The sequence below is a fragment of the Cytobacillus purgationiresistens genome, from assembly GCF_030813235.1.
Taxonomy (GTDB): domain Bacteria; phylum Bacillota; class Bacilli; order Bacillales; family Cytobacillaceae; genus Cytobacillus; species Cytobacillus purgationiresistens.
Window position 1 is genome coordinate 24,422 of the sequence record NZ_JAUSUB010000016.1, and the last position, 25,889, is coordinate 50,310.

30 protein-coding genes are annotated in these 25,889 nt (G+C 38.8%); 24 read left to right on the plus strand and 6 right to left on the minus strand.

Annotated elements, in window-relative coordinates; genetic code table 11:
* Positions 1-63: 63 nt before the first annotated feature.
* From J2S17_RS16990 to J2S17_RS17025, 8 genes are all read left to right on the plus strand, one after another.
* A complete protein-coding gene (locus tag J2S17_RS16990; RefSeq protein WP_307476896.1) occupies positions 64-441 on the plus strand; it encodes a VOC family protein in 378 nt (125 codons plus the stop codon).
* A gap of 95 nt (positions 442-536) precedes the next feature.
* The gene (locus tag J2S17_RS16995) at positions 537-1,529 is read left to right on the plus strand and encodes a zinc-dependent alcohol dehydrogenase family protein (protein ID WP_307476898.1); all 993 of its coding nucleotides are present in this window, start codon (positions 537-539) and stop codon (positions 1,527-1,529) included.
* 221 nt (positions 1,530-1,750) lie between these two features.
* Entirely contained in the window at positions 1,751-2,308 is a 558-nt protein-coding gene (locus tag J2S17_RS17000; RefSeq protein WP_307476900.1) for a hypothetical protein, read from the plus strand.
* The gene (locus J2S17_RS17005; protein WP_307476902.1) at positions 2,277-2,669 is read left to right on the plus strand and encodes a hypothetical protein; all 393 of its coding nucleotides are present in this window, start codon (positions 2,277-2,279) and stop codon (positions 2,667-2,669) included. Before J2S17_RS17000 ends, J2S17_RS17005 begins: the two co-directional genes overlap by 32 nt.
* Positions 2,670-2,922: 253 nt before the next feature.
* Complete coding sequence (locus J2S17_RS17010; RefSeq protein WP_307476904.1) at positions 2,923-3,780, plus strand: putative RNA methyltransferase; 858 nt, start codon at positions 2,923-2,925, stop codon at positions 3,778-3,780.
* A gap of 130 nt (positions 3,781-3,910) precedes the next feature.
* On the plus strand, positions 3,911-4,396 hold the full coding sequence (locus tag J2S17_RS17015) for a tetratricopeptide repeat protein (RefSeq protein WP_307476906.1): 486 nt from the start codon (positions 3,911-3,913) through the stop codon (positions 4,394-4,396).
* Between the two features lie 39 nt (positions 4,397-4,435).
* A complete protein-coding gene (locus J2S17_RS17020) occupies positions 4,436-4,930 on the plus strand; it encodes a hypothetical protein (RefSeq protein ID WP_307476907.1) in 495 nt (164 codons plus the stop codon).
* A gap of 12 nt (positions 4,931-4,942) precedes the next feature.
* Positions 4,943-5,239, plus strand: a complete 297-nt coding sequence (locus tag J2S17_RS17025; protein WP_307476909.1) for a MazG nucleotide pyrophosphohydrolase domain-containing protein — start codon at positions 4,943-4,945, stop codon at positions 5,237-5,239.
* Positions 5,240-5,332: 93 nt separating this feature from the next.
* Here the strand turns inward: J2S17_RS17025 and J2S17_RS17030 are convergent, their stop codons facing one another.
* On the minus strand, positions 5,333-6,379 hold the full coding sequence (locus J2S17_RS17030) for an ATP-binding protein (protein WP_307476911.1): 1,047 nt from the start codon (positions 6,377-6,379) through the stop codon (positions 5,333-5,335).
* 231 nt (positions 6,380-6,610) lie between these two features.
* On the opposite strand from J2S17_RS17030, the gene J2S17_RS17035 reads away from it, so the two are divergent.
* A complete protein-coding gene (locus J2S17_RS17035) occupies positions 6,611-6,832 on the plus strand; it encodes a helix-turn-helix transcriptional regulator (RefSeq protein ID WP_307476913.1) in 222 nt (73 codons plus the stop codon).
* A complete protein-coding gene (locus tag J2S17_RS17040; protein WP_307476915.1) occupies positions 6,829-7,239 on the plus strand; it encodes a hypothetical protein in 411 nt (136 codons plus the stop codon). Before J2S17_RS17035 ends, J2S17_RS17040 begins: the two co-directional genes overlap by 4 nt.
* Before the next feature lie 359 nt (positions 7,240-7,598).
* On the opposite strand, the gene J2S17_RS17045 is transcribed toward J2S17_RS17040, so the two are convergent.
* The 3 genes from J2S17_RS17045 to J2S17_RS17055 are packed head-to-tail and all read right to left on the minus strand — an operon-like array spanning position 7,599 to position 10,384.
* Entirely contained in the window at positions 7,599-9,029 is a 1,431-nt protein-coding gene (locus J2S17_RS17045; RefSeq protein ID WP_307476917.1) for a 4-hydroxyphenylacetate 3-hydroxylase family protein, read from the minus strand.
* A gap of 14 nt (positions 9,030-9,043) precedes the next feature.
* Positions 9,044-9,511, minus strand: coding sequence for a cysteine dioxygenase (locus J2S17_RS17050; protein ID WP_307476919.1), 468 nt, complete (start codon positions 9,509-9,511; stop codon positions 9,044-9,046).
* The gene (locus tag J2S17_RS17055) at positions 9,512-10,384 is read right to left on the minus strand and encodes a sulfite exporter TauE/SafE family protein (RefSeq protein ID WP_307476921.1); all 873 of its coding nucleotides are present in this window, start codon (positions 10,382-10,384) and stop codon (positions 9,512-9,514) included.
* A 184-nt stretch (positions 10,385-10,568) separates the two neighbouring features.
* Between J2S17_RS17055 and J2S17_RS17060 the strand changes: the two genes are divergently transcribed.
* The 5 genes from J2S17_RS17060 to J2S17_RS17080 all read left to right on the plus strand — a co-directional run bounded on the left by J2S17_RS17060 (position 10,569) and on the right by J2S17_RS17080 (position 15,993).
* Entirely contained in the window at positions 10,569-11,003 is a 435-nt protein-coding gene (locus J2S17_RS17060; protein ID WP_307476923.1) for an RrF2 family transcriptional regulator, read from the plus strand.
* A gap of 310 nt (positions 11,004-11,313) precedes the next feature.
* The gene (locus tag J2S17_RS17065; protein WP_307476924.1) at positions 11,314-12,345 is read left to right on the plus strand and encodes an ABC transporter substrate-binding protein; all 1,032 of its coding nucleotides are present in this window, start codon (positions 11,314-11,316) and stop codon (positions 12,343-12,345) included.
* Between the two features lie 22 nt (positions 12,346-12,367).
* The gene (locus tag J2S17_RS17070; RefSeq protein WP_307476926.1) at positions 12,368-13,498 is read left to right on the plus strand and encodes an ABC transporter ATP-binding protein; all 1,131 of its coding nucleotides are present in this window, start codon (positions 12,368-12,370) and stop codon (positions 13,496-13,498) included.
* Positions 13,495-15,195, plus strand: coding sequence for an ABC transporter permease (locus J2S17_RS17075; RefSeq protein WP_307476928.1), 1,701 nt, complete (start codon positions 13,495-13,497; stop codon positions 15,193-15,195). The genes J2S17_RS17070 and J2S17_RS17075 overlap by 4 nt, the downstream gene beginning before the upstream one ends.
* Before the next feature lie 21 nt (positions 15,196-15,216).
* On the plus strand, positions 15,217-15,993 hold the full coding sequence (locus J2S17_RS17080; protein ID WP_307476930.1) for an HAD-IIA family hydrolase: 777 nt from the start codon (positions 15,217-15,219) through the stop codon (positions 15,991-15,993).
* Here the strand turns inward: J2S17_RS17080 and J2S17_RS17085 are convergent.
* Together J2S17_RS17085 and J2S17_RS17090 are read right to left on the minus strand one after the other, a co-directional pair.
* Positions 15,988-16,551, minus strand: a complete 564-nt coding sequence (locus tag J2S17_RS17085) for a glycerol-3-phosphate responsive antiterminator (protein WP_307476932.1) — start codon at positions 16,549-16,551, stop codon at positions 15,988-15,990. The genes J2S17_RS17080 and J2S17_RS17085 overlap by 6 nt on opposite strands.
* A 229-nt stretch (positions 16,552-16,780) precedes the next feature.
* Positions 16,781-18,724 (minus strand): bifunctional 2',3'-cyclic-nucleotide 2'-phosphodiesterase/3'-nucleotidase, encoded by a 1,944-nt coding sequence (locus tag J2S17_RS17090; protein ID WP_503128668.1) that lies wholly within the window; start codon positions 18,722-18,724, stop codon positions 16,781-16,783.
* Positions 18,725-19,044: 320 nt separating this feature from the next.
* On the opposite strand from J2S17_RS17090, the gene J2S17_RS17095 reads away from it, so the two are divergent.
* From J2S17_RS17095 to J2S17_RS17135, 9 genes are all read left to right on the plus strand, one after another.
* Positions 19,045-19,839 carry an inositol monophosphatase family protein gene (locus J2S17_RS17095; protein ID WP_307476936.1) on the plus strand — a complete coding sequence of 265 codons (795 nt, stop codon included), beginning with the start codon at positions 19,045-19,047 and terminating at the stop codon, positions 19,837-19,839.
* A 12-nt stretch (positions 19,840-19,851) separates the two neighbouring features.
* Positions 19,852-20,613 carry an SMI1/KNR4 family protein gene (locus J2S17_RS17100; protein WP_307476938.1) on the plus strand — a complete coding sequence of 254 codons (762 nt, stop codon included), beginning with the start codon at positions 19,852-19,854 and terminating at the stop codon, positions 20,611-20,613.
* A 70-nt stretch (positions 20,614-20,683) separates the two neighbouring features.
* On the plus strand, positions 20,684-21,010 hold the full coding sequence (locus J2S17_RS17105; RefSeq protein ID WP_307476939.1) for a hypothetical protein: 327 nt from the start codon (positions 20,684-20,686) through the stop codon (positions 21,008-21,010).
* A gap of 24 nt (positions 21,011-21,034) precedes the next feature.
* The gene (locus tag J2S17_RS17110; RefSeq protein WP_307476942.1) at positions 21,035-21,265 is read left to right on the plus strand and encodes a hypothetical protein; all 231 of its coding nucleotides are present in this window, start codon (positions 21,035-21,037) and stop codon (positions 21,263-21,265) included.
* A gap of 225 nt (positions 21,266-21,490) precedes the next feature.
* Positions 21,491-21,724 (plus strand): hypothetical protein, encoded by a 234-nt coding sequence (locus tag J2S17_RS17115; RefSeq protein ID WP_307476943.1) that lies wholly within the window; start codon positions 21,491-21,493, stop codon positions 21,722-21,724.
* A 238-nt stretch (positions 21,725-21,962) separates the two neighbouring features.
* Positions 21,963-22,868 carry an NAD(P)/FAD-dependent oxidoreductase gene (locus J2S17_RS17120; protein ID WP_307476945.1) on the plus strand — a complete coding sequence of 302 codons (906 nt, stop codon included), beginning with the start codon at positions 21,963-21,965 and terminating at the stop codon, positions 22,866-22,868.
* Positions 22,869-23,118: 250 nt separating this feature from the next.
* Positions 23,119-23,826 (plus strand): Crp/Fnr family transcriptional regulator, encoded by a 708-nt coding sequence (locus J2S17_RS17125; RefSeq protein WP_307476947.1) that lies wholly within the window; start codon positions 23,119-23,121, stop codon positions 23,824-23,826.
* Positions 23,827-23,858: 32 nt separating this feature from the next.
* Complete coding sequence (locus J2S17_RS17130; protein ID WP_307476949.1) at positions 23,859-24,557, plus strand: YjjG family noncanonical pyrimidine nucleotidase; 699 nt, start codon at positions 23,859-23,861, stop codon at positions 24,555-24,557.
* Positions 24,558-24,562: 5 nt separating this feature from the next.
* Positions 24,563-25,768: a Bcr/CflA family efflux MFS transporter gene (locus tag J2S17_RS17135; protein ID WP_307476951.1), complete on the plus strand. Its 1,206-nt coding sequence runs from the start codon at positions 24,563-24,565 to the stop codon at positions 25,766-25,768.
* The last annotated feature ends 121 nt before the right edge of the window (positions 25,769-25,889 follow it).

Below are 25,889 nucleotides of genomic sequence, written 5' to 3' on the forward strand. Positions count from 1 at the left end.
ATCATTGAATCACCCATAAAATGTTATTGAATGGGTAACTTATGCAAAGAAAGGAAGGATTCAATGTCTTTTCAATTTAAAGCAATTGATCATATTCAGCTTGCTGCACCAAAAGGGTGTGAAGATTCAGCAAGAGCATTTTTTGGTGGAGTGTTAGGTTTAGAAGAAATCGAGAAGCCGGAAGAATTGCGCAAACGTGGCGGTGTCTGGTTTGGGTTTGGGAAATATCAAATTCATATCGGCATTGAGGAGCCATTCTCTCCGGCGAAAAAAGCACATCCTGCGTTTGAAATAGAGAACATTAACGAGTTAAAGAGCCATCTTTCTGAGAAGGGAATTCATTTTATAGAGGATGATTTGCTGCCAGGTGCAAAAAGATGTTTTGTTTCTGATCCTTTTGGAAATCGCATTGAATTACTGGAATGGACGGATAAAAAGTAAAAGAAACATCACATCATAATCATTGTAGAATAATATAAAAAGGACAAACCTTATCTTGAACAAAAGTGCAATCAAATGAAAAAAGGAGACAGATTGTGAAATCAGCATGTGTAAAATACTATGAATTTGGTCATCCGAAAGATGTTCTGATGGTGGAAAGTGAAAATAAGCTGTTGCCTAGAGACTATGAAGTTCTTGTGCGAATGCGGATGCGTCCGATTAATCCATCTGATTTAATTCCAGTCAGAGGGTCTTATGCACACCGAATTACTTTGCCTGCAGTTCCTGGTTATGAGGGGGTTGGCGTTGTCGAAGAGGTTGGCCGTCATGTATCAAAAGATCTGATTGGAAAAAGGGTGCTTCCTCTCCGCGGTGAAGGAACATGGCAGGAGCTAGTCAAGACCTCCGCTTCATTTGTTGTTCCAATTCCTGATTCAGTCGATGAATATACTGCTTCTCAGATGTACATTAATCCAATTACCGCCTGGGTGACATGTACAGAGGTGTTGAATTTAAAAGCGGGGGATTATTTGCTCGTTAATGCATGTGGCTCGGCTATTGGTCGCATATATGCACAATTGGCAAAAATCATTGGCTACCATCTCATTGCTGTTGTGCGAAACGAAGGCTATACTGATGAATTACTTCAGCTTGGGGCATCACATGTGATCAATACAACAGAACAGCCATTGGGTGATACAGTGATGGAGTTGACGCGAGGTCACGGAGTGTATGCAGCAATCGATTCCATTGGTGGAGATGATGGGAATAAGCTAGCTAATTGTGTTCAATCATCAGGGAACTTTTTAACTATTGGACTTTTATCTGGCATTCAAGTAGATTGGAAAGAAATTTCTAGTAGAGTAAATGCAAAGCTCTTTCATTTAAGGCACTGGAATAAAAATACATCTATAAGAAATTGGCATAAAACATTTGATCGGATCATCGAGCTTGTAGAAAGACAGAAACTTGTATTAATGAACGAATCTTCTACTTATGATTTGGAGCACATAAAGGAAGCGGTTCTAGCAGTAGAAACAATAAAAGGGAACCAGGGAAAAATTTTTTTAACAAGTAATTTGCGATAAAGATAAAGTTTCTTATAGGGAGGAACTTATTGCATGACTGTTCACCATTATATTGCCAGCCCTTGGCCATTACCGATAAGGGGAGAATACATATGATATAAGAGAAAGAAAAAGATGAAATTCGCCGTTTGCTGACGTATTAAATGAAACGACGATTGGATTCTTGGAGGTGGACCTGTTTTTTACGGCGATTTAACAGAATTTTGCACAACCCTATGTGTATGGTTTATCCAATAGCAGCGATGACCGTGCAAAATAACGCTATTTATTATATAGTAAATTATTTCATCAAAGGAGAGTTCCTCGAGTTGTATTCCTGCTTAGATGGGGATGAGCAACAGGCTAGAGATAGTGATATTGATACAGTCATAGATTTTACAGTCAATGACAATTGTCAATTTACCATTACAAAAAAACCAATTCCTCTGATATTGAAGCATCCCTCCATTTGGAAAATCAGAAGTATATTAAAATTGCGAAATATCATTTTTTTCCAAATTAGATTATTATTATATTTAAAATATAGCGAGGTTGAGATGATGAAGAGAGTAGAATTGAGTCGTCGAGATGATCATTATGATGAGAGGTTAACAGCCATAGGTGAGCAAATCTGTGCATTGATAAAAGAGCGGATGGAAACATCGGAAACCCCTGGTACCCCTACTTCAAAATTAATTACAAGTTGGGCAAACAAGTACGCATTATATGATGGCTTTCTAGATTCTATGTTTTGGACAATACGTAATTATGAAGATTTTAAACCCGTTTGTGGAACCTAACGGCTATAAAGGCTTTTTAAAAGTAATGAAGGCAGTTGAAGTTAATCAAGTCTTTTATTCCATCACGTTTATACGCCAGTATGAGAATGCAAGTGTCGTTCAGCTTATTATTGATTGGGAAGGTGATGATTCTAATTACCATGAAGAGTTGAGCAATCATAGTTCAGTGGCATTAGATTTAGGTGTAAAATATGATTGCCGCAATGAAAAAGGTAGCGGAGCGAGCGGACAATACACACATCAATTCGTCGTATCTCCAGCTTTACCAGATGAAATCACCGGAATGGCTTTTTTATTTAAGAAGTATGACACTTATTTTAAAGATGTACCTGCCAGTCAGGAAATTATCATTGAGGCATAAAACACCCTCGGCTCTTTGACTTTCCATAGCAATCGCCTTATACTAAACTCATATTTTAAACTATAGGAGGATTATTAAAAATAATGTATAGCTCGATCCCCTGTTCATTTTTAATGATCTTTATTTCGTATAGATGTTTCTTATGAAGAAAGGTGGGGGATGCTGCCTTTCTTTATTTTTTACCACGCTCATGAGGCTATCCCCTCTAATCTAAAATCCCCTAGTGGTCTGTATTCAGAAAGGATGTCTTAGAATGTCAAAAAAATCGAATAGTGCACAGCGGGTGCAGGAGCTGGCTCATGCCTTTAAATGCCCAATTTGCGGAAGCTCGGTAAAGGTAGATGAGCTAACAAGCTTGGTTTGTACCAATGGACATAACTTTGATTTTACAAAGCAAGGTTATTTGAATTTGCTCACCCATGCAGCAACTAGCCATTACAGTAAGGAATTATTTACAGCAAGACAAAAAATCATCATGGAAGCTGATCTTTACGCATCTCTTCATCAGGAAATTGTTCAGGAAATAGACAAAAGGTGTGGTCATTCAACCCTGATTGCAGATTTGGGTTGTGGAGAAGGTTCGCATTTACAAAGGATTTTAGATCTGAGGGAATCCGACAGCGTTACAGGAGTAGGGCTTGATATTGCCAAAGAAGGAATCCTAATGGCAGCAAAAAATTATGAAAATCCTATTTGGCTTGTTGGAGATTTAGCTAAATCCCCTTTTGGAGATCAAGCGGTTGATGTGATTGTAAACATCCTCTCACCATCAAACTATGAGGAGTTTAAGAGGATGCTTGCACCTGAAGGGCTAGTCATGAAAATTGTGCCAAGAAAGGATTATTTGAAAGAGTTACGGACAGCTCTTTTCGAGAAAAAGGAGTATTCAAACGAGCAAATTGTATCCTTGTTTAAAAAGCATTTCGATTTACTGGATATCAAACAGATTACTTACACAAAAACGCTAGAGAAAAAGGATTTGATTAATCTTGTTAAAATGACTCCGCTCGCGTGGTCAGGTGAAGAGGCTTTAATTGAACAATTCTTACAAAGAGATTCTGTTGAAATGACGGTGGACTTAGATATGTTGGTCGGACAAAAAAAGAAATAGTCCAATCATTTATTTGTTGATTATAGATATGAAAATCATGCCTTTGTGGCGGTGAATGCATTTTTGCTTCACCGCTTTTTGCATAGTGGTGATAAAATATATGTAGTTAACAAACGGGAGTGAGAATAGAATGAATCAAAAATTAACTCATGCCATTCAGCTAAGGTCAGAGGGAAAATTAAAAGAATCAAACGAATTGATTCTGAGCTTAGTTAATGAATTCCCCATTGATCCTGCCATTCACTATCAATGTGCCTGGAGTTTTGATGTACTAGGGGAAGAGTCAAAGGCAGCCCCATATTATGAAAAAGCAATCGAGCTTGGGTTAGACGGTGAAGAGTTAGAAGGTGCCTATATTGGCTTGGGAAGTACCTATAGAGCTTTAGGTCACTATGAAAGGTCAAAGAAAGTATTTCTAAATGGGCTGAATAAGTTTCCGAACAATCAAGCAATCTTATGTTTTTATGCAATGACACTCTATAATTTGGAAGAGCATGAACAGGCAATGGGTTTTCTGTTAAAGAGTTTGGCAACAACATCAGCTGATCATGATATTACAGATTATAAGAGAGCCATACTTTTTTATGCTGATAAGTTGAATGATACCTGGAATTAAGAGAATATTCTTATCTTTATTTTTTGGAAGGGGAATTAGATGGAAAAGTTTACTATCATTATTATAGTCAGTGCCATTCTTCTCACAATGCCATTGTTTTGGCTAGGTTTTTTAATGACACCAAGACCTGGTAGTTCTTCAGGAAATGGGAATCCAGCTATCTTCATTATGTTCTTGTTAATACCTTTATTCGCTATTTCCGTATATGGATGGGTTCAGCTTCTTCGCGCTGTTTATATAAAACAGTCGTATTTGTACTGGACGATGCTCCTTATCATAGTTCATATCATAGTTGCTTTCATCTATCAAGTAAACTCTTTCAACAAGTACCGCCTTGTTTGGGAGGAAGCATATAAAAAAGATTTCGGTTTAATTGATTATGAATATATTAATGGTATTATGACTGTTGCCTCTATTCACATGAACAGTCAGTTCTTTAATGCAAATACTTTTATGATGTTTATTACTTTTTCAATCTTTATTGGATGTTTGATAGAATTGTTAAGAAGAAAGATGAGATTGCGTAATGAATAAGGAGAGAGAAAAATGTTAAATATATCAGAATTACAAAAGAACGTACAGGAGTTTAGTGAAGTGAAAGGCTTTGATCAATCCACTGTTGAAGCCAGAACATTATTCTTAGTCACGGAAGTCGGAGAGGTGGCTAAGGAAGTATTATCTTTATCCTGGGAAAAAGATCCTGAAAAGGTGAAAGAAAGATTAGGTCTTGAATTGTATGATGTTGTTTGGAATGTGTGTGAGCTCGCAAACAAACTTGATATCGATTTAGAAGAGGCTTTTCGGAAAAAGATGGAGATTAATAGCAACCGAAGCTGGAAGTGAGTTAGAGTAATACGTAGAAGTATCCGATGGTTCGGATGCTTTTTATTTTAAAGAGAAGAAAAGGACGCTTCAATCCTTCTCCTCTGCTGCTGATTAGATTGTAAAGCGAATATTGAAGGTTGTACCGGTAGAATCAGAAGAATAATCAATTATCGCATGATTTCTTTTTGCAATAGCAAAAGAGATGGCTAGGCCTAAGCCGGTTCCCTTTTCTTTGGATGTGACAAAGGGTGTAGATACGATATCCATAATATCCGAGGGGATTCCAGTCCCTTCATCACTGATTGATAATACAACCTTGCCTTCTTCTAAATAGGTCTTAATTTGCACAGAAGAATTTGGTTCCATCGCATCTAATGAGTTATTGACCATATTAATTAGAAGCTGCCTCATTTCATTTTGGTCCAGCTTTAGACTTGGAATCGGATTCAATTGAAGACGGATGATTTTATCTTCTTTTAATGCTCTTGTTTTTAGTAAAGGATTGATGGACTGAATGATTTTGTTCAGGTTTTGTTTTTCCAGCTTACTCGGTTTATTTTTAGCTATATCTAAGAATTCACTGATAATAATATTGATGCGATCGATTTCTTCAATCATTAAAATGAAGATATCTTTAAACTTTAATAGGTCCTCATCTTGTGCAACAAGCTGTAAGAACCCCTTTACAGTTGTTAAAGGATTACGCACCTCATGGGCAACACCTGCCGCCATTTCACCGATAATTCGCAGCTTTTCAAAATAAATTTCCTTCTCATCTTGTGCTCTTTTTACAGTAATATCACTTAAAAGAACCAGTATCCCTTTTGAATCAGGAATGACTTTTATTCTCAGTGTTTTATTTGCATATTCAGTAGTAATTACGAATGAGGCGGGTTGTTGATTTTTATAGGAATGATTGTAGAGCTTATATATATCAGTCTCAATATACTTTGGCAGTATATCCCATATGCAAAACCCCAATAATTCTTCTTTAGACTTTTCAAGTATGGCTTCGGCTGATTTATTGACAAACATAAACTCCATTTTGGCATTTAAATAATAGCATCCATCTGAAATATTTAATAATAGCTCTTGCATATTTATATATTCAATAGATTTTTCATCATTGAATAATGAAAAATTTCTTGGTGACCTCAATGTAACGCTCCTCTCAGCAGTTATTACAGATCGATTATTTATAAAAAATTAGCCTATATTTAACAGAATAACATATTTTATAAAAATTCAAATATATTCTATTCATGTTAATACTAGTAAAATAGTTTCTGTTTTAAAAATAAAGAATGTATGTAAAGATATCTTTACAATTTATTAATCCTAACGATATAATAAGTGTAAAGATATCTTTACTTTTTTGGAGTGAGGTTTATGTCAGTAGTTAATCATATTCGCGAAATAAGGAAGAAAAAAGGGATTACCCAGACTAAAATGGCAGAGGATCTACAAATCACACGCCAAACCATCAATGCGATTGAGAAGCATAAGTATAATCCGAGTTTAGAATTAGCACTAAAACTGGTTCGTTATTTCAATGTCCCTATTGAGGAGGTATTTTATTTAGACGAATCTAAGGAGGAAAAGTCGAAATGAAAAGCAGAACATTACAAATAGTTCTTTGGGTTGTCATATTGATTGGAATGAGTATAGGTGCATTCCTTGGTATATATCTAATTGGTAGAGAGAATGGAGAGTTTGACCTCGGACTCGCATTGGCATGTATTGGTGGAGGGGTTTTAGGATTCATCATTTACTTAATCCTTGCAAAACTAAGGGGAAAAAGACAAGGCAATATTCCCGAGGTAGATGAACGCAGTTTACAGCTTATGCAAAAATATTTCATGTGGGTCCTTTATTTCGTTTTAATTATTAGCAGTGCTATTTTAATTGGCTTATATGTAATGGGTATAGAATATGTTGAAACAGGCATGCTAATCCTTTATATGTTGTGTTTATTTATGGTGCTTGGTCTAGGTGCTTTAGTTACTAAGAGATTATAAGAAAAGATTAAGCTGAATTTGTAGATTGACTATTATACTTTAATCTAACCCACAGTAATTTGCTGTGGGATTTTCAATTTATAGATTTATGATTGTTACGTAGAAATTAACCCGGCAGAGAGTTAAATGCCAAAATGGGTTAGACCCCTATAGGTAACCAAATAAAGAAAAAGAAGCCCAAACCGGTTAGACACCTATCAAATCGGTAACCTAAGGAAGAGGAAGAAGCCCAAAGCGGTTAGTCCCTCCTCCAAAAAGAAACAAGAGTTAATCCACAAACTGGATCGTTCTAGTCCCCTGATTGACCATGCGTATCTTCATTTTTTACACTTTCTCAACATAAAGGACCTCCAATCCATTTAAGGTTTCAAATATTTATCCAACGAATTTTTCCATTCCTGCTTATCATATTGATTATATTGCTTCGCTGTATTAAGCATGGGGTCGCCTGCATAAAAGCGTTCATATAATTCATGCCTTGAGCCGAGAGGTGAGCCGATGAGATCCCAAGCAAGTTTAAAGAGCTTTGTCCGTTTTTCTGCTTCAATATTTGCACCTTTAAAGTAATTTTTTAATAATCCGGATATCGGTGTGTTGAAATCATCCATGCTTGATGGGAGCTGGATAAATCCGCCAGCACCGATGAGCTGGAGGATTTCAATGGATCGAGGGTAGTATTTCGCTCCGAGAGTTCTTGCTGTTTGAATAAAGTTAAAATTTGGGACAAAGATATTCCTGTTTATGAGTTTGCCCTCATGTTCAGAAGCGATAATTAAGGCGCGAATGGTATCAGTTTGCATAATTAGTTCACCTAGCTTTTCCTGTACATGCAGGTAAGTGTTGGCACCGATGGCTTCAGCTATTTCATTGGCAACTGCAGCAACAAATTCAAGTTTAATGAGTAGTCTAATGATAGCTTGATGGTAGGCGAGTCCATTTGAGACAGGGTCTGCTTTAATATGAGCCAGTCCTTCTGGAGTGTCGTAAAGCAGGACCCGTTCCCATGGTACAAAAACATTATCGAATATAAGGACAGCATCCATCTCATCATATTGAGAGCTGAGGGGGTGATCTGTTTTATTTTGTGGATCTGTGGCAAAGGATTCGCGGCATACCATATGCAAACCTGGAGAGTTCGCTGCCACGATGAGCATGTGAGCTAAGGCTTTTCTTGATTCTTCGAGCTTGGATAATGGATAAACAATTAAATCATGGGAGTAGGGAGATGCAGTTCCGATCATCTTTGCTCCGTTTACATAAACTCCGTCTTCTGTTTTTTTCGTGATTGCGAGCAAGCCTGCTTCTTTGATATCCTTTGATGCTTGCTCTGCGCGATTGACTTGCGGATCACGTTGAACCACGCTTAAGAAGCGGTGCTCATCTCTAGCTGTTTCATAGTAAGCGGATATCTTGTCTGGAAAGTGTGCATCAAAAGATCGATAACGCTCACGGTTTGCATACCAGCCTGCTAATCGAGAGCGTGCATAATCAGATAATCGGCTCATGATCCCATCAGTTGCTTTGCTCCATGCTTCGAATGCTGTTCTCCGTTTTAAAACATCTTCATATGATTGAGGAACTAAGAAAGCGGAATGCACCCATTCATTAGTCTGTGGACTCAGGTAACCCACTAATGCCTGTTGTTTAGGGTCTTCAAACAATTCGTATAGCTGAGAGATCGTTTGTAACGTACCCGAAAAATTTTCATCGGTTGTAATATCTACTTTTTTACCGTTTAACCAAACATTTCTTCCGTCTTTTAAACTGTTAATAAAATTGTGATTAGTCACCGATACTCTCCTTTCTATTTAGAAATTGAATAGGATTTCCCATCTTTTAGAGGGGGGGTATATACATGAAAGGTAATAACAGGGGAGAGTGTTGGATTAAACATCATATGAGTGGTTTCCCCTTTGACTAGGAAAATATCATTTTGTGAATAAGCTTCTGTTTGTGCATAAAGTGGACCATGTTCATCTGGATGATAGAGGATATTCAAAAGTTTCCCTTGAACGACAAATAGTCCTCCAATAGATGTACCATGATCATGAATCAGTGTTTTTGCGAAGCTTGGTAAGTAGACGATAATTACTTCTGCTTGTTCATTACGGAAGATGACATTTCTGCCATATTCAAGCTCTTGTGGAGGCGTAATAAATTGCGATACTTCATCAATTGATAAGTGTAACGATTGGATGGTGGAAAAAAGCTGCTTTTGATCTTGCAAGTCCACCTTTTCAAACGCCGTTTTTAATCTTTTTAATAGATCCACTCAAACCTCTCCTTTTTTGTATTTGTTTTTCCAAATAGAGTAGAAGATTCCTGTTAACCACATAAGAATGATGCCTCCATAAACATAAGGAATGACATTCGTGCTCGCTCCCCATTCGATGAGAATCGTACGGGCGTTAGTTAAAATAATAAATCCGCCCACAAGTACTCCCAGCAAATAGGCAGGCAGTTTTTTTACGAGCCAGGCAGCGATTGGTGCGGCGATAACTCCTCCAATCATTAAGGCAATGACCCATGTCCAATTCACTTCATCCCAGCCGAGTGCAATGAGGAATCCAAGTGTAGCAGAAACAGCAATAGCAAATTCACTCGTATCGACGGTGCCAATGACTTTTCTTGCTTCAGTGCCTTTTTTTGATAAGAGAACTGGCGTAGCAATCGGTCCCCACCCGCCGCCTCCGGTTGCATCGGCAAATCCAGCTATTAAGCCGAGTGGTATCGATTGTTTGCGTGTTAGCTCAATGTTCTTTTTTTGCGAGCTGGGGTTAAAAGTAATTAAAAAACGGAAGAACACATATACTCCGAGCAGTAGTAGAAAGATTGCTATAAAAGGTTTTACAACATCACCGGGAAGACTGCTTAAGAAGCATGCCCCAACAAAGGCACCAACTGAACCGGGAAGGATTAACCGATAAACGGCTTGTTTATCTACGTTACCAAATTTTATATGAGAGGCGCCCGATGCTGCTGTTGTTACAACTTCTGCCATATGAACAGAGGCTGAGGCGACTGCAGGTGCGATGCCAAATGTTAATAATAAGCTGGTGGACGTGACGCCATAAGCCATCCCCAATGAGCCATCAATTAATTGCGCTAAGAAACCGATAAAGGCAAATATAATTAACTTTCGCATGTGAAATTCTCCTTCTGGATGATGATCCAAACAATGTTGATAAAGATTGTCGACTTTCTAAAAATAAAATATGAAAAGGTTGTACAAATGTGCTTAAAATAAAGAAAAATCAGCGAATCCCTACGTATATTCATGGAGCAATAGAAATAGCATGGTAGTAGCAGTGTGTGAGAGGGGAAGGCAAATGAAGATATCCAGTAAAGGGGAGTATGCTCTGAGGGCTTTGATTGCATTGGGGAAAAAGCAAGGACAAGTCACTCCCATCAAGGAAATTTCCAAGGAGACACTTGTGCCCATTCAGTACCTGGAGCAAATTCTGCTGCTTCTTAAAAGTCACGGATATGTAAAAAGTAAAAGAGGTGTTTATGGAGGTTATTCATTAAGAGAAGAGCCGAAAAGCATCATTATCGGGACAGTCATCCGCGATTTAGAGGGTCCGCTTGCACCGATGAGCTGTGTGAGTATAACAGCTTACGAGTATTGTCCGCTTGAAGATCAAGGCTGTTTGCTAAAGCCGCTTTGGGCATTGGTGCGTGATGAGGTTGCTCGTCTTTTAGATCAGACAACCTTACAAGATTTATTAGAAGGAAATACAGATAAGGCACGGTTGCTGCCATAGACTTGTTCAGCTTTTAGTCAAGGTTAAAGAAAAGTAATGGTTCCTAGTTGATCATTACTTTTCTTACTAATCGGAAGAGATATTTTCTTATATCAAAGATGGGGGGGTAATAACATGCATTTTTTAAAATCATTAAATTTGAAAAATATCATAAAATTCAGATTCGTTAGTATACTTAAGATAATTGAATATTTACGGGAAGAGACCATGAGAAGAAACCCAATTAAAAACTCTTTTTTTGAAAGGGTTTACATTGGTGTTTCTTCTCTTTTACTTTGACCAAAATCGAAAATTATTAGGGGGTTTAATGATGAAAAAGAAATTATCGTTCATTATTACTGTATTTTTGATGATGAGTATATTGGTGCTTTCGGCTTGTGCTGGTGGGGATTCTGAGGGTGATGGAAAAGTTGGAGGGATCACCTTTTATTCTCCAGAAACACCTGATATGACAAAAGAGCTGGGAAAGAAATTTGAAGAGCTTCATGGCGGCTCTGTTAACGTGCAATACGCGGGTACGAATATACTTGTGAACCGCATGATGGCTGAAAAAGACAATCCGCAAGGTGACGTGTGGTATGGGGGCGGAGGAATTCTTCCCTTTGAAGCTGCTGCTGAAAAAGGAATTATAGGTGCGTATGTGCCTGATATTGCAAATGGCTGGGATACGGTTGAAGACGGGATTAAGGTCAAGCATCAAGATGGAAAGTATGTCGGGGTGGAAGTGTTTGTATTAGGTTTCGCTTATAACACGGAGCTTGTAAAGGAGGATGAAGCGCCAAAGACTTGGGATGATCTCCTTGATCCAAAGTGGAAAGGAAAAATTCAATTCCCAAATCCTGCCGCTTCCGGTACTGCAACACTCATGGTCTTGAATCAAATGATGCAACGTGGTGAAGCAGAAGGATGGGACTATTTTAAGAAACTTGTAGATCAAGCCAGCTCTATGCCGGATTCAGGATCTGCTCCTACAAAAGCCGTTTCAATGGGTGAAGCTCATATTGGAGTGGGGTTCGATTTCATGGCTTATGAGCAAAAAGCCAATGGCGAAAGCGTAGATTTCGTTGTTCCGGATAAAACGCCAATCCTTGTTAATCCGGTATCAATTGTTGAAGGGGGGCCAAATCCAGAAGGCGGGAAAAAGCTAATTGACTTTTTGCTGTCAAAGGATGGCCAGCAAATTTTAGCCAACTGGTACCATATTCCGATTAATCCGGATGTCGAATCAAAAACGCCTCTTACACTTGAAGGTGTAAAGTCCCATGCGGTAGATCTTGATATTGATTGGGTCAACGATAACTATGACAGGGTGCGGAATGAATGGAAGGATAAATTTCAGTAATACACATTAGGAGTGGTTGAGTATGGGATCTGTAAAAGTTTCACAACTAACAAAAGAGTTCTCTGGCGTTCTTGCCCTTAAAAACGTAAGCCTTGACATCAAAGAGGGCGAGTTCTTCGCCCTTCTTGGTCCATCGGGATGTGGAAAGACAACTACAATGCGATGTATTGCAGGTTTTGAACAGCCGACATCAGGCATCATCCAACTCGGTGAGACAGAAGTAAACCATATTCCTCCGAATAGAAGAAATTGTGGAATGGTATTCCAAAGCTATGCGCTTTTTCCCCATATGAATGTATTTGATAATGTAGCGTATAGTTTGAATATCAAGCAGTTGAATGCCAGCAATTTGGTGGCCAAACTGCCAGTTTATTTAAGACTGCTTAATAGAAAACTAGGAAATTATCCGAAGTATATTGAGCAGAAAGTGATGGAAATTCTAGAGTATGTTGAGCTAGATCAATATGCAATGCGCTTAACGAGTGAATTGTCAGGCGGTCAGCAGCAGCGTGTTGCTTTGGCCAGATCTCTTCTGATGGAACCGGCAGTCTTGCTGATGGATGAACCATTATCAAACCTAGATCAAAAATTACGCCACTCGATGCGTAATACAATCCGCAGAATTCAGCAGGATTTAGGTATTACTACCATCTTCGTAACGCATGATCAAGAAGAAGCGATGAGCATGGCAGACAGAGTGGCGGTTATGGATAGTGGGGAAGTGAAGCAGATTGGAACGCCAATTGAACTATACAGCAGGCCTTCCACACCTTTCATAGCAAATTTTGTTGGCACATCAAACGTGTTAAAAGGCTCTGTGATTGGGCAAGAGAATGGTTTTTCAATAATAAAAGGAAAAGGCTTCATCTTAAAATCTACTAATCATGCGGATCAAACCGAAGTGAACTTAATTGTGCGGCCAGAAAATATTAAAGCTTTCAAGCCAGGAACAATCAACGAGGACAAACTAACCAATATTATCGATGGCACAGTACTAGTTTCAACCTATTTAGGTTCAATCGTTCGATATGACATAAAAGTGGATGAGTACCAGCTGGTTGTTGATACTACATTTGTGCCTGGAGAAGCGATATTGACTGAAGGAGAAAAGGTTCAATTGTCTATCGACCCTGAGAGGGTGTTAATCATATGAAAAATTGGCTGAGTTCCTTCAATGGGTTAAGCGTCGTTAAGATCCTTATCTATGTTTTCTTTGGCGTTTTCCTGCTCCTTCCGCTCATATCAGTATTCCTTGTAAGCTTTACAAGTGAACCAATCAATCTATTAGGGTCAATTGCTGATCCGAATATTTTAAGTTCAACGATTGAGAAATTTAAAAATGTATCATTTGCTAATTATGAAAAGATTTTTACGAATTTAACCTATCTTTCAGCAGTAAAGAACAGCTTGGGGCTTGCGATTCTTGTGTCCCTTATTGTTATTGTGATGTGCATTCCGATTGCCTATGGAATTGCCCGGACAAAGATGCCATTTAAGAAAACAATCGCTGCTCTCTGTACGATTCCGCTGATTGTACCAACGTTTATATCAGCATATGCAATCATCATTATGTTTGGCCGCGCGGGCTGGGTAACATACATTTATCAATCGCTGGGTGGGGAGGGGATGCTGCTTGACCCTTACTCTATGGCAGGCATCGTGCTGGTACAGGTTTTCTTCTTTTTTCCATATGCACTTTGGCCGATGGTGGCAGCTTTTAAGGTAAGTGATATCTCACTTGAAGAGGCTTCGCTTAATCTCGGAGCCAAGAATTGGTTCACGTTTATTTTTGTAACTTTTCCATTAGCCATTCCTGGTTTGATTTCAAGTGCGCTATTAATATTTACCGTTTCATTTTCAGATTTTGGAACGCCAATTATATTGGCTCCGAAAGATCTTAACCTGCTTGTTGTTGAAGCATACCGTGAGATCGCCGGGTTTTTCAATTGGGGTGGAGCGGCCATTCTAACTGTCATCATGGTTTTAGTAGCAGCGTTTTTCTTCTGGCTGCAGCATCTTTTCACTAAGGGTAAGAATTATGGTTCTGTATCAGGGAAACCGAAGCAACAAAAACTTAATGATACCAAATGGCTAACGCGCACACTTTCTGGCTATTCTTTGATTCTAGTGATCGTTCCTCTATTAGCCATGCTATCTATTGTGCTTCAATCCGTAGCAACGACGTGGGGAAGTAATCCGTTGCCGAATGGTTACACTTTTGCACACTATCAAACGATTTTTACAAGCTCTTTAGGCAATATTCAAAACAGCATTATCCTCGCACTAGGCGCACTCGTTTTAAGTGTGGTTATAGCTACATTTGTTTCCTATTTTGTAGTGAGACAAAACTCATCCAGGCTTGATTTTATGACGTCCATTCCACTTGTCGTACCCGGCATTGCCTTTGGAATCGCTTTGATCCAAACATTCAATACTGCACCGCTTCATTTGACAGGAACAGCATTGCTCCTAATTGTTGCCTATACGATTAGGCGGCTGCCGTATATGGTCCGTTCAACAATGGGGACGATGCGAGCGATTAAGCAGGACATTGAAGAAGCGGCCATTAACCTAGGGGCTACTCCTTTAACTGCTGCGATTACAATCATTGGACCATTAATGCTGCCCGGCATTGCAGCGGGATCCATTCTTGTATTTATCACGGTAATTAAAGAAACGAGTATATCAATACTATTAGCTCCGGCAGATTGGGCGCCTATGAGCTTAGCAATCTTCCAAAATATTTTGCGCGGTGAGTATTACACAGCAGCAGCGATGTCCGTTGTGCTTGTTGTGATCGTTTTGATTTTACAGGCTGTTGGCAATCGCATTTCAAAAAATCAACTATAAGATGGATGGTGGAGAAGCACATTGACTAGAGGGTTTATCTTTGATTTGGATGGAACAGTTTATTTAGGTGAACAATTGATAGAAGGAGCGGCAGAAGCAATTGCCACGCTCAAACAACGGGGAGATAAGGTAGTTTATTTAACGAACAAATCTATTTCGTCCCGAATGGACTATGTAGAAAAGCTAAAAGGGCTTGGCATAGAGGTTGGATTGGATGAAGTAATCAATTCGAATTTTATAACAGCAAAGTTTTTAAAACAATTTCTTGAGACTGGGGAAGCAGCACTTGTGATTGGAGAACAGCCTCTCTTAGAAGAACTGGCTGATGAGGGAATTCCAATTACTCGTGATGCAAAACAAGCTAGGGTTGTTGTATTAGGATGGGACCGCCAATTTAACTATGAAAAAATTAATCTTGCTTTTCAAGCATGGTTGAACAAAGCAACAATCATCGCGACAAATCCCGATAGAACATGTCCAGTACTAGGAGGAGAAATCCCAGATTGCGGCGCAATGATCGGTGCGCTTGAAGGTGCAACGGGTCAAAGAATTGAGTCAATAACAGGCAAACCATCTAAATGGATGGCGGAATATGTTGTATCCAAAGTGCTGAAGCTACATCCTTCTCAATGCTATATGGTTGGTGACAGACTTGAGACTGATATCAAGATGGCAATCGAGAATGGCTTGCAATCCGTGCTTGTTCTTACCGGAGTGACCAACAAAGAAATGTTATCAAATTCTTTGCATAAGCCTTCATTTGTTATTGATAGTATAAAAGAGGTGGTCGCTTTATAGATCAAAGTTCCACATAGAAGGGTTGCCGGATGAAACAGCTAAAGCTCCAGCTTCAAGTGCAGATAGAATATCGTTTTTTTCCTGAATTAATCCGCCGACGATAAGGGGAAGCTTGAGCTGGTGCGACAACTGATCGATTACTTTTGGCATCAAGCCCGGCAATACCTCGACTGCATCGGGTTTACACGATTTCACCATTTCAACTCCTTTTATGATTGCTGCCCTGTCAATTAAAAAAATTCGTTGGATGGTGATCAATCCTTCTTGTTTGGCAAACTTTATCATGTTCACTTTTGTTGAGATAATGCCAGTCGGTTTCCAAACATCCGCGATGTATTTTATAGCACTCTTCGTATTTGACAAGCCTTCAATAAAGTCGAGATGAATAAAAATATACATGCCAGCATCACGCAGTTGTTTAATATAACTTTCAACCGTTGAGATATCCCCAATTAAGAGAAAAGCAATATTTGCAGAGCTCTTAATCGCCTTTTTGATATCTTTCTCAGCTTTAATCGAAGCGATAATTTGAGATTCTACCATGTTAACAAGTTCCATATTATTCCCACCTCAATCTATTTTTATTGAAAATTTGATCAATTATATATAAAGAAGTTTACCATATCTATGTAAAAATACGTGGAATGTACTCCTTATTTTAAACTGCAGCAAAAGTTAAACCAAATCTATATGATGCCAGTGGTTAATCATTGCAAATAATAAAGGTCAATCATTACTACATGTTTACCATGTAAGATGATTGACCTTATTATATGAAAAACCTAGTTTACTGAATTGGCATTTTGATGCCGTAACGGCCAAACCCATTGCTGCCTTCACCAATAATGTCGATGCCGCTTCCTTCTTGGATGGCATTTCTTGCTTCTGGAGAAGACTCGAACGTAATATTGACATCATCTTCGATTGGAGCAAATGTCCAGTTTTCATCAGCTGAAGGGTCAATTGTACCCTCTTCAAAAATATAGTCAATGATCACTTGGCGGTTTTCATCTGGGAACATTTCTTGTGCTGTTTGATTTCTCACACCAGGGAAGTTGCCATTTGCACGGTAGTTATTTGTCACTACAATGAATTCCTGATTTAGATCAATGGCTTCTCCGTTATATTGCAGGTTTTTAATTCTATTGGCCTCTGGATGAACAACATTTCCATCAAGGTCATATTTGGCTTGCTCTGTTACATCAATCTCATAGGTAACGCCATCAATCACATCATAGTTGTAAGTTGGGAAGTCATTATTGATCAATGGTTGCTCATTATTCGAAGAAGGGTCAATTTGGTTGAATTGTCCAGCTGACATTTCCAGCCACTCCTTCACATCTGCTCCTTTGATTTTTACAGAAGCTACTGTGTTTGGATATAAATATAAGTCTGATACGTTTTTAATCGCAATGGTTCCTTCAGGAATATAGGTATAGTAGCTTGCTCCGTTTCGTCCGCCTGCTTTAAATGGTGCCCCAGCTGAAAGGACAGGTGTATTCTCGTCGGGTGTGCCAGCCAGCTTTTTATCCATATACCAGCTTTGCGCATTTGTCACAATTTGAATAGATGGATCGTCTTTAACTAATGCAAAGTAGCTGTGAATATCAGCTGTTGTTTCGCCCACAGGCTGACGTACATAGTTTAAAGTGCCCTCATGTTCCTTCTTCACTGCTTTTAAAATGAGAGGATCTGGTTTGGCTACACTTTCTTTTACCGTTTTTCCATCAACTGTTTTTGTTTGATATATACCTCTTAGTTCAGTTTGTCCATTTGTAACGGACCATTTTCCTTTTTGCTTTGTAAGAGACAAGTCTATCACGCCTAGATGGCTCCCCCAATTTCCAGGCATCACAACTGGAACGCCGTTGATTGTACCTTTTTCTTTATCTACACCAGGGAGTTCGTTAAAGTCTCCTGGGAATAGTTTATGGTTATGACCTGAAACAATGGCGTCAATTCCGTCAACCTTTGTAAGCTCATACGTAGCATCTTCTGCCATCTCAACGTATTCTGCCTCGCCCATACCTGAGTGTGCCAACACAACAATGACATCAGCACCAGCTTTTTTCATCTTAGGAATGACTGATTCAACAGACTGGACGATATCCTTCGTATACACTTTGCCTTCAAGATTTGCTTTATCCCACTGTGTAATTTGCGGAGTTACGGCACCTGTTACACCAACTTTAATAATATGTGGAAGTCCTCGTTCATCTTTAACAAGTTTCTTAATGATTTTATAGGGTTCGAAGTAGTTTTTGTCTTTTCCTTTGCCATTTCCTTCTTTAAACACATTCGCATTTACATAAGGGAAAGGAGCATCATTCAACACTTCATCAAGGAAATTAAGCCCATAGTTGAATTCGTGGTTTCCAACCGTTGCTGCATCATAATTTAATAATCTCATAGCCTTAAAGACCGGGTGCTTTTCCCCTTTTTTAAGTGGATCAATCTTTGCTTTATAATCTCCGAGTGGATTTCCTTGGATCAGGTCACCATTATCGAATAGTACATTATTTCTATTTTCTTTTCTCGCTTCTTTAATAAGCGTTGCTGTTTTAGCTAAACCAAACTCAATCGTTTCTTTATCTTGATAATAATCATAGTTATATAAGTGGGTATGTATATCTGTTGTGCCCAAAATGCGCAAATCGACCTTATGAGTAAATTTGTCTTTTAGTTTCCCAAGGCTTTCTGTGGATGCAGCATGTGCTGGTTGAATGGACATCGTGAAGGCGGAAAGGCCTAAGACAAGTGCCAAGATTACTTTACTTATTTGTTTTCTCAAAAAAATTCCATCTCCTTTTTATAGTAGAATAGTGTGATATTCACCATAATAGTAACTATTTTCCGACTAGTTTGAGAATGGGTATAAAGTTTCGTTTATTGTAAAATTATTATTACGCAATTGTAATATAACCTATAATTTTCCTGTTTTGTTAGACTTTTATACCATCTTAGCTTTTAAAGCTAGGGGGAGAGTAAGGGATACATGGCAGGATTATCAATGAAAATTAGCGAAAATACTTTATGAAAGGTGGAGGCAAAATGTTGAAAACGATAGAGAGAGCGAAAAGAATAGCATGTGAAGCAGCGATTGAAGCAGGGAATTTAGCGAAATCTAAATTTAATAAGGTTACGGAGTTAATCGATAAGGGTGAGGATGGTGATCTTGTAACAGAGGCGGATTTTCTTGCTGAAGAAGTGATTCTTCATCATATAAGAAAGGCTTTTCCTGACCATCGCATTCAAAGTGAAGAGGCAGGAGATAATGGCTTGAAAAGCGAGTGGCATTGGCAAATTGATCCGTTGGATGGGACAAATAATTTTGCTGCAGGTATCCCGGTTTTTTCAACATCTATCACTTTGATAAATAAAAACAAGCCTGTTCTGGGTGTGATCTATGAACCAGTGGTCGACCGTCTTTATGTATCATCATTAAATGGAGGGACATTATGTAATGACAAACCAGTGTTTGTGGAGAATAAGAATACAAAGCTAACAGTTGGATGGATTCAAGGCCATGCGGTGCTGAATGAAGAAAGAGCAGTGAAGTTGAGGCAGCACATTGATGTCAACTGTAAACGCATGCTCCGATTATGGGCGCCAACCATTGTTTGGTGCATGTTGGCTAGAGGAGATGCTGATGGTGTGATTCTTTATAACTCTGAAGGTGAAGACCTTTATTCAGGGATACTTATGGTTAAGGAAGCGGGAGGCATCGTCATTGATTTTCAAGGGAATGAAGTGAAGGAAATCAGTGCTGAGCCATACTTTATCGCTTGTCATCCCGCTAATAAAGAATATTTTTTAAATCTAGTGCGTGAAGGGTTAAATCATTAGGAGGAATGCAGCATGAGAAAAATTTTAGAAATATGCAATGACATAAAACCAGCAACAGATGCAGAAATCATTGAAGCGGAAAAGCAATTAAAGGTTAAATTGCCAGATAGCTATATTCGTTTGGTAAAAGAACAAAATGGCGGTCGATCGATACATAATGCTTTTCCAACAAAAGTAGCTACTTCCTGGGAGGAAGATCACATTCAAATAGATGAATTTCACGGTATCGGCGGAGAAGGAATGAGTATATTGGACAGTGGGTATTTAATTCAGGAATGGGAGCTGCCGGAAGATATCGTATTGATTTCTGGTGACGGACATTCATGGGTGGCACTGGACTATCGCAAGCGCAAAGAAAACCCATCAGTCATCTATCTTGATTCCGAAATGGAACAAACCATTGAGCTGGCAGATTCGTTTGATGAGTTTTTACAAGGCCTATATACGGCAGAGTACAAGGAAGAAGAGGAGAGTTTTGAGATTTGGACAGATGAGGAGGTCGTTGCTGGTTTCATTTCAGATGATGATCACTCTTTCATTCTCACTCTGAATTATATTTACGAACATCCGAATCCGCTAAATTATAAGATGTTGGTAGAGGAACATTTATATCACTCTCTGCACCATCAAGACGATGAGAGGCAAGAGATTTCTGCTTTATATATCACTCACTTTCATCAAAAGAATATTCTATCGCCCGAGTTCCTAGTAAAAGCAAAAAAAGTTTTTGAAGAAAAGGAGTCTCTCAAAGTGTATTTAGAACTTCTAAAATAAGGAGCTTATTATGAATTCATCATTGGATCAATTTGAAGAAACAGGTATGCAGTTTCTTTAACGAAGGGAAATGGGCTATCAGGGAGATCGTGGCTCATCTTTATTATTGGGATCGGATCAATTTAGAGTTCATGGTGCCTACATGGCACAAGGTGCAAACCTTCCTTCTTTTCCAAATCACGATGCACATAACCAAGAAGGAATATCCCTGTTGCAGCATCTGTCAGTAGATGAGGTTATTGATAGTTTTGTATCAACAAGACAAGATCTGCCCGAAGCACTCTCAAATGTGGATGCAGATTATCGATTCACTATTGGTACTGGAAAGCGTAAATTTTCCCGTGACAGCTTTGTTAAGATTTTTCTTATGACGCACATCACCTTAAGTAAATTGTGAAGAAGTTAAACTAGGAGGGGTCTCATGTTTTTGGTTATAGCGATTATTTTATGTATGCTAGCAGGCCTCGGTCTTCTTATGTTCGATCCGTATATTGCTGGGCTCTTTGCTTTTGCTGTCATCGCAGGCTGTTTATTTAAGATAATGGACTTGTTGAGTGATATACATAAGGCACTCGTACAAGAGAAACCGGGAAGAATTAAACAGGTTTATGAAGATTATTTGAAAGAAAAAGATGATCGGTCAGTGAAATAACATGGTCATTTTATAGAGGATAATTATTATGAAAATGAGTAAGGCAGAGTGGAATCCTTTTAATAAACAGAAAGCGCACAGCATATAATAGCTTATCCAGACTGTCAGCAAAAATTCACCTTTTCCGAAATAAAGCCCAACAAGAAGCCTAAGGAAATGCTTGCTTATATTGAGGGGAATGGAATCTGTTTACATCAAAAAGGAAAAGATCTATTCTATCTTTATTTGAATGGTACTCAAGTTCCACAAGGAGAAAAGGCTTTTCATTATACTGATTTCCAAGTCGAGCCTGTAGGAGACATATTAAATATACACATCACTGAAGAAGAAGCTTCGGACTACAGTGGCCAAACACTTAAACATGAAAGACTTTATAGAATCGACAAAGATAAAGAGTATGAAGCAATTCAGCTCTTTAAAAACGGACAGGAAGTTTCCTTTGATGGAATATCGGGATAAAACAGAAATAAATAACCCTTTTAAATGGATGTAAAGTTCGCTTTATATTTACACTAATAAAAGTCAGATAATAAAGGGGAAATTCTTAATTGTATTCATTATTGGTTTTATCGTAACGGCAATCATTTCAAAAAAATCCAGCGCTTACGAAACTTAATCATTGCTTTCTCAGTCATGTTTGTTTTAATCGTCTCAATAGCCATGATATAAATGAGACCCACTGAAGGGATTGAAATAGATGATGCTTGATTGTGCCATTATAGGGGGAGGACCAGCCGGGCTTAGCGCGGCACTAGTTCTCGGCAGAGCAAGAAGAAAAGTTCTATTGTTTGATGCAGACCGGCCGCGGAATAGTGTTTCGAGCGCTTCACACGGTTTTCTTTCAAGAGATGGAATCGAGCCGGCTATGTTAAAATCAATAGCCCAGAAGGATTTATTACAATACCCCTCGGTTGCGATTAAGCAAACAGAAGTCGTTCACGTAAAGAAAAATGACAAACATTTCGTGATTGTGGCAATGGATAAAGGGGTTTATCTGGCAAAGAAAGTGATTCTTGCAACAGGTATAAAAGAAGTCTTACCTAACTTAACAGGGTTGAAATCATTTTATGGTAAAAGCGTCTTCAGCTGTGCTTATTGTGATGGCTGGGAACTGCGAGATAAACAATTAGCCATTTTTTCAGGTCATCCGGGTACGCTCCAGCTAATAAAGATACTATCTAATTGGTCAAAGAATCTTATTGTTTGTACGAACGGGAACAAGCCCCTCGATGAGGAGACAAAGGTCTCGCTGCAATCAAAAGGTATAAAAGTATACGAAGAAAAGATCGCAAAACTATTTGGAGATAATGGTCAAATTAAAATCGTACATTTTGAAAATGGCTTGGAAGCACAAATAGAAGGCGGCTTTGTCAGTCCGGAGTGGTGTCATCCAGGTTCATTAGCAAAGGGACTTGGTTGTAAACAAACGGAAAAAGGCGGTATGATTACTGATTCGATGGGACGGACGAATATCATTGGCGTGTATGCAGCAGGGGACAACACCATCGTATCACCATCGCAAATCGCAATTGCCGCAGGAGACGGAAGCCGCACAGCTATTGGCGTGAATATAGATTTGACAAATGAAGAGTTTATTCTTTGAGCGGAGCTGAAATGAACAGCTCTTTTTTTATGTATTGAAGTCATCCAAACCGAGGAAGGAAGACTTCATAAAAAATCCAGATGTGAAGAGGGTGTTCAGTTCTTTAGTGGCATAATATAGAGGGAAACCTTCAAGACATGTTCCATCAGGGATCTTCAGTCAGTTTTTTTATATTTCAGGACATATGTCCTTTTCAAAAAAAATTTGTTATCTTTTAATAGGATAAGGAAGTTGCAAAGGAGTTGGAAAGATGGTCAAAAAGCTAGAGGATGAAAAGCTCATGACATCATATTTGAAAAAACATCAACTTCAAAATGTTTTTCCAAAAGAAATGGAATCTTATTTAGCATTATACAGTTATGAGCAGGGTGAGCTAATTTGTCATCAAGGAGACTCGGCAGGGCATTTATTTATTTTGGTGAAAGGGAAGATAAAGGTGTACACAACATCGGTAGAAGGAAAGACATTGATCCTTTCATTTAAAACCCCGTTAGAAGTAATTGGTGATATTGAGTATATTCAGGAAATTGACATTATCAATACCGTCGAAGCTGTATCTTCTTTGACAGTCATCGCGGTTCCTTATAAGTGGTTGAAGAAATATTGTGAGAACTATCCACCTTTTCTGAGATTCTTACTCGGAATCATCACACAGAAATTTTATATAAAGTCTGATTTTCTAAGCTTCAATTTAATGCATTCTGTGGAAGTGAGGCTAGCAAGTTATTTATTGTCACACTCGTTTGATGAAATGCATTCTCTCGTAACGGGCGTACACACTACAGAGAGCCTAAAAGATGCAGCTAATTTAATTGGAACAAGCTATAGACATTTAAATCGCGTGCTTCTCCAATTTAATAAAAAAGGTTTAGTGGAACGAAGAAGCAAAAGCATTGTTATAAAAGATTGGGAAGGGCTTAAGGAAATTGCAGGGCATTCCCTCTATGAAAAATCGTAATTACGAACTTGTATAAGACTGGAGATAGAAAGATGAACCAATATCAATTTTTACTATTTGACATCGATGATACATTATTGGATTTTCGGGCAACAGAGCAGTTGTCATTGAAAATGTTGTTTGAGCAAGAGAAGCTGGACCTGACACCGGATATTGAACAGCATTATCGCATGTATAATCAAGGACTTTGGCGCTCTTTTGAAGAGGGGAAGCTTGGACGTACGGAGTTATTAAATACTAGATTTGCAAATTTCTTGAAGGAATATGGAAAAGAAGTAGATGGTGTGCTGATGGAGAAAAGCTATAGAGGCTTTTTAGAACAAGGACATCACATGATCGATGGAGCGCTCGACTTAATCAATCGATTGGCACCAGATTATGAGCTTTATGTAGTCACTAATGGAGTATCCAAGACACAGGATCGTCGACTCCGTGATGCGGGACTGCATCCTTTATTTAAAAACATCTTCGTTTCGGATGATACTGGCTATCAGAAACCGATGAAGGAATTCTTTGATTATGTTTTTGCACGCATTCCAAATTTTTCACGAGATAAAGGATTGATTATTGGAGATTCCTTGCTCGCGGATATGATGGGTGGAAAGCAGGCTGGACTTGATACTTGCTGGGTCAATCCCGAAATGAAGCCAGATAATATTGGTGTGAATCCAACATATGAAATCCGAAGTCTCATTGAGCTTTATCCAATTTTAGAAAAAGGGAGGGGCTAAGGTAGATGCTTCATAATCCAACAGGAAAAGACCGAATCATGCTCGCCTTGCTTCTTGGTATGCTTGCGACTCTTGGTCCACTTAATATCGATATGTATTTACCCAGTTTTCCAGAAATCGCAGACGACTTAGGTGCGCGTGCCTCGCTGGTCCAGCTGAGTTTAACCGCATGTTTAATTGGTCTAGCGGTCGGTCAGCTCATTATCGGCCCTATTAGTGATGCAAAGGGTAGAAGAAGGCCATTATTAATATCTATTTTCTTATTTGTACTATCATCGTTTCTTTGTGCATTAGCACCAAATATTACGACCTTGGTAATTGCTAGGTTCTTACAAGGACTGACTGCATCTGCAGGCGTGGTGTTGTCCCGAGCGGTCGTTCGGGATGTTTTCAGCGGCAGGGAACTGACCAAGTTCTTTGCTTTATTAATGGTTATTAATGCTGTTGCACCATTATTAGCACCTATAGTTGGTGGAGCCATTTTGCTGTTGCCATTTGCTAGCTGGAGCACGATATTTATTTTCTTAGGCATCATTGGACTGATTATCGTATCGATTTCTGCATTTAAATTAGAAGAAACATTGCCGCCTGAGAAAAGGGTTCCAAGTTCAATTGGCCATACTTTAAAGACGATGGGCAATTTATTCAAAGACCGCACATTCATCGGCTATGCCTTGATTGTCGGATTTGTACACGGAGGCAGCTTTGCCTATGTATCCGGGACACCGTTTGTTTATCAAGGCATTTACGGAGTGTCGCCGCAAGCATTTAGTATTCTATTTGGAATTAATGGTATTGCAATCATTACTGGCAGTGCGATTGTCGGAAGGTTAGGCGGGAAAATACCTGAAAGAAATCTTCTCCGTATAGCCGTCATAACAGCTGCATCTGCTACAGCCTTTCTGCTGCTTATGACGATTATTGAAGGCCCATTAGCAAGCATTGTCATTCCAATCTTTATCTATATGACTACAATGGGAATGGTCCTAACCAGCTCATTTTCATTAGCAATGGAGCATCAGGGTCATCGGGCAGGAAGCGCAAGTGCAGTACTTGGCATGCTGCCACTAGTGCTTGGTTCAATTGTGTCTCCGCTGGTAAGCATTGTTGAAACATCAGCCATACCAATGGCAACGATTCTTTTTACCACATCTTTTATCGGTTTCATTATATTTTTTGCACTGACAGGAAGAAAGCAGGAAAGGCAATAATTCCTGCTTTTTACTCTGTTGAACCTAGGTGAAATCTAAATGTTTATTGGAGATTATTTTATCTTGACTAGTGTGATCGCTTGGCATAGAATGAGGGAATGAATTCACTAGACCAGTCATT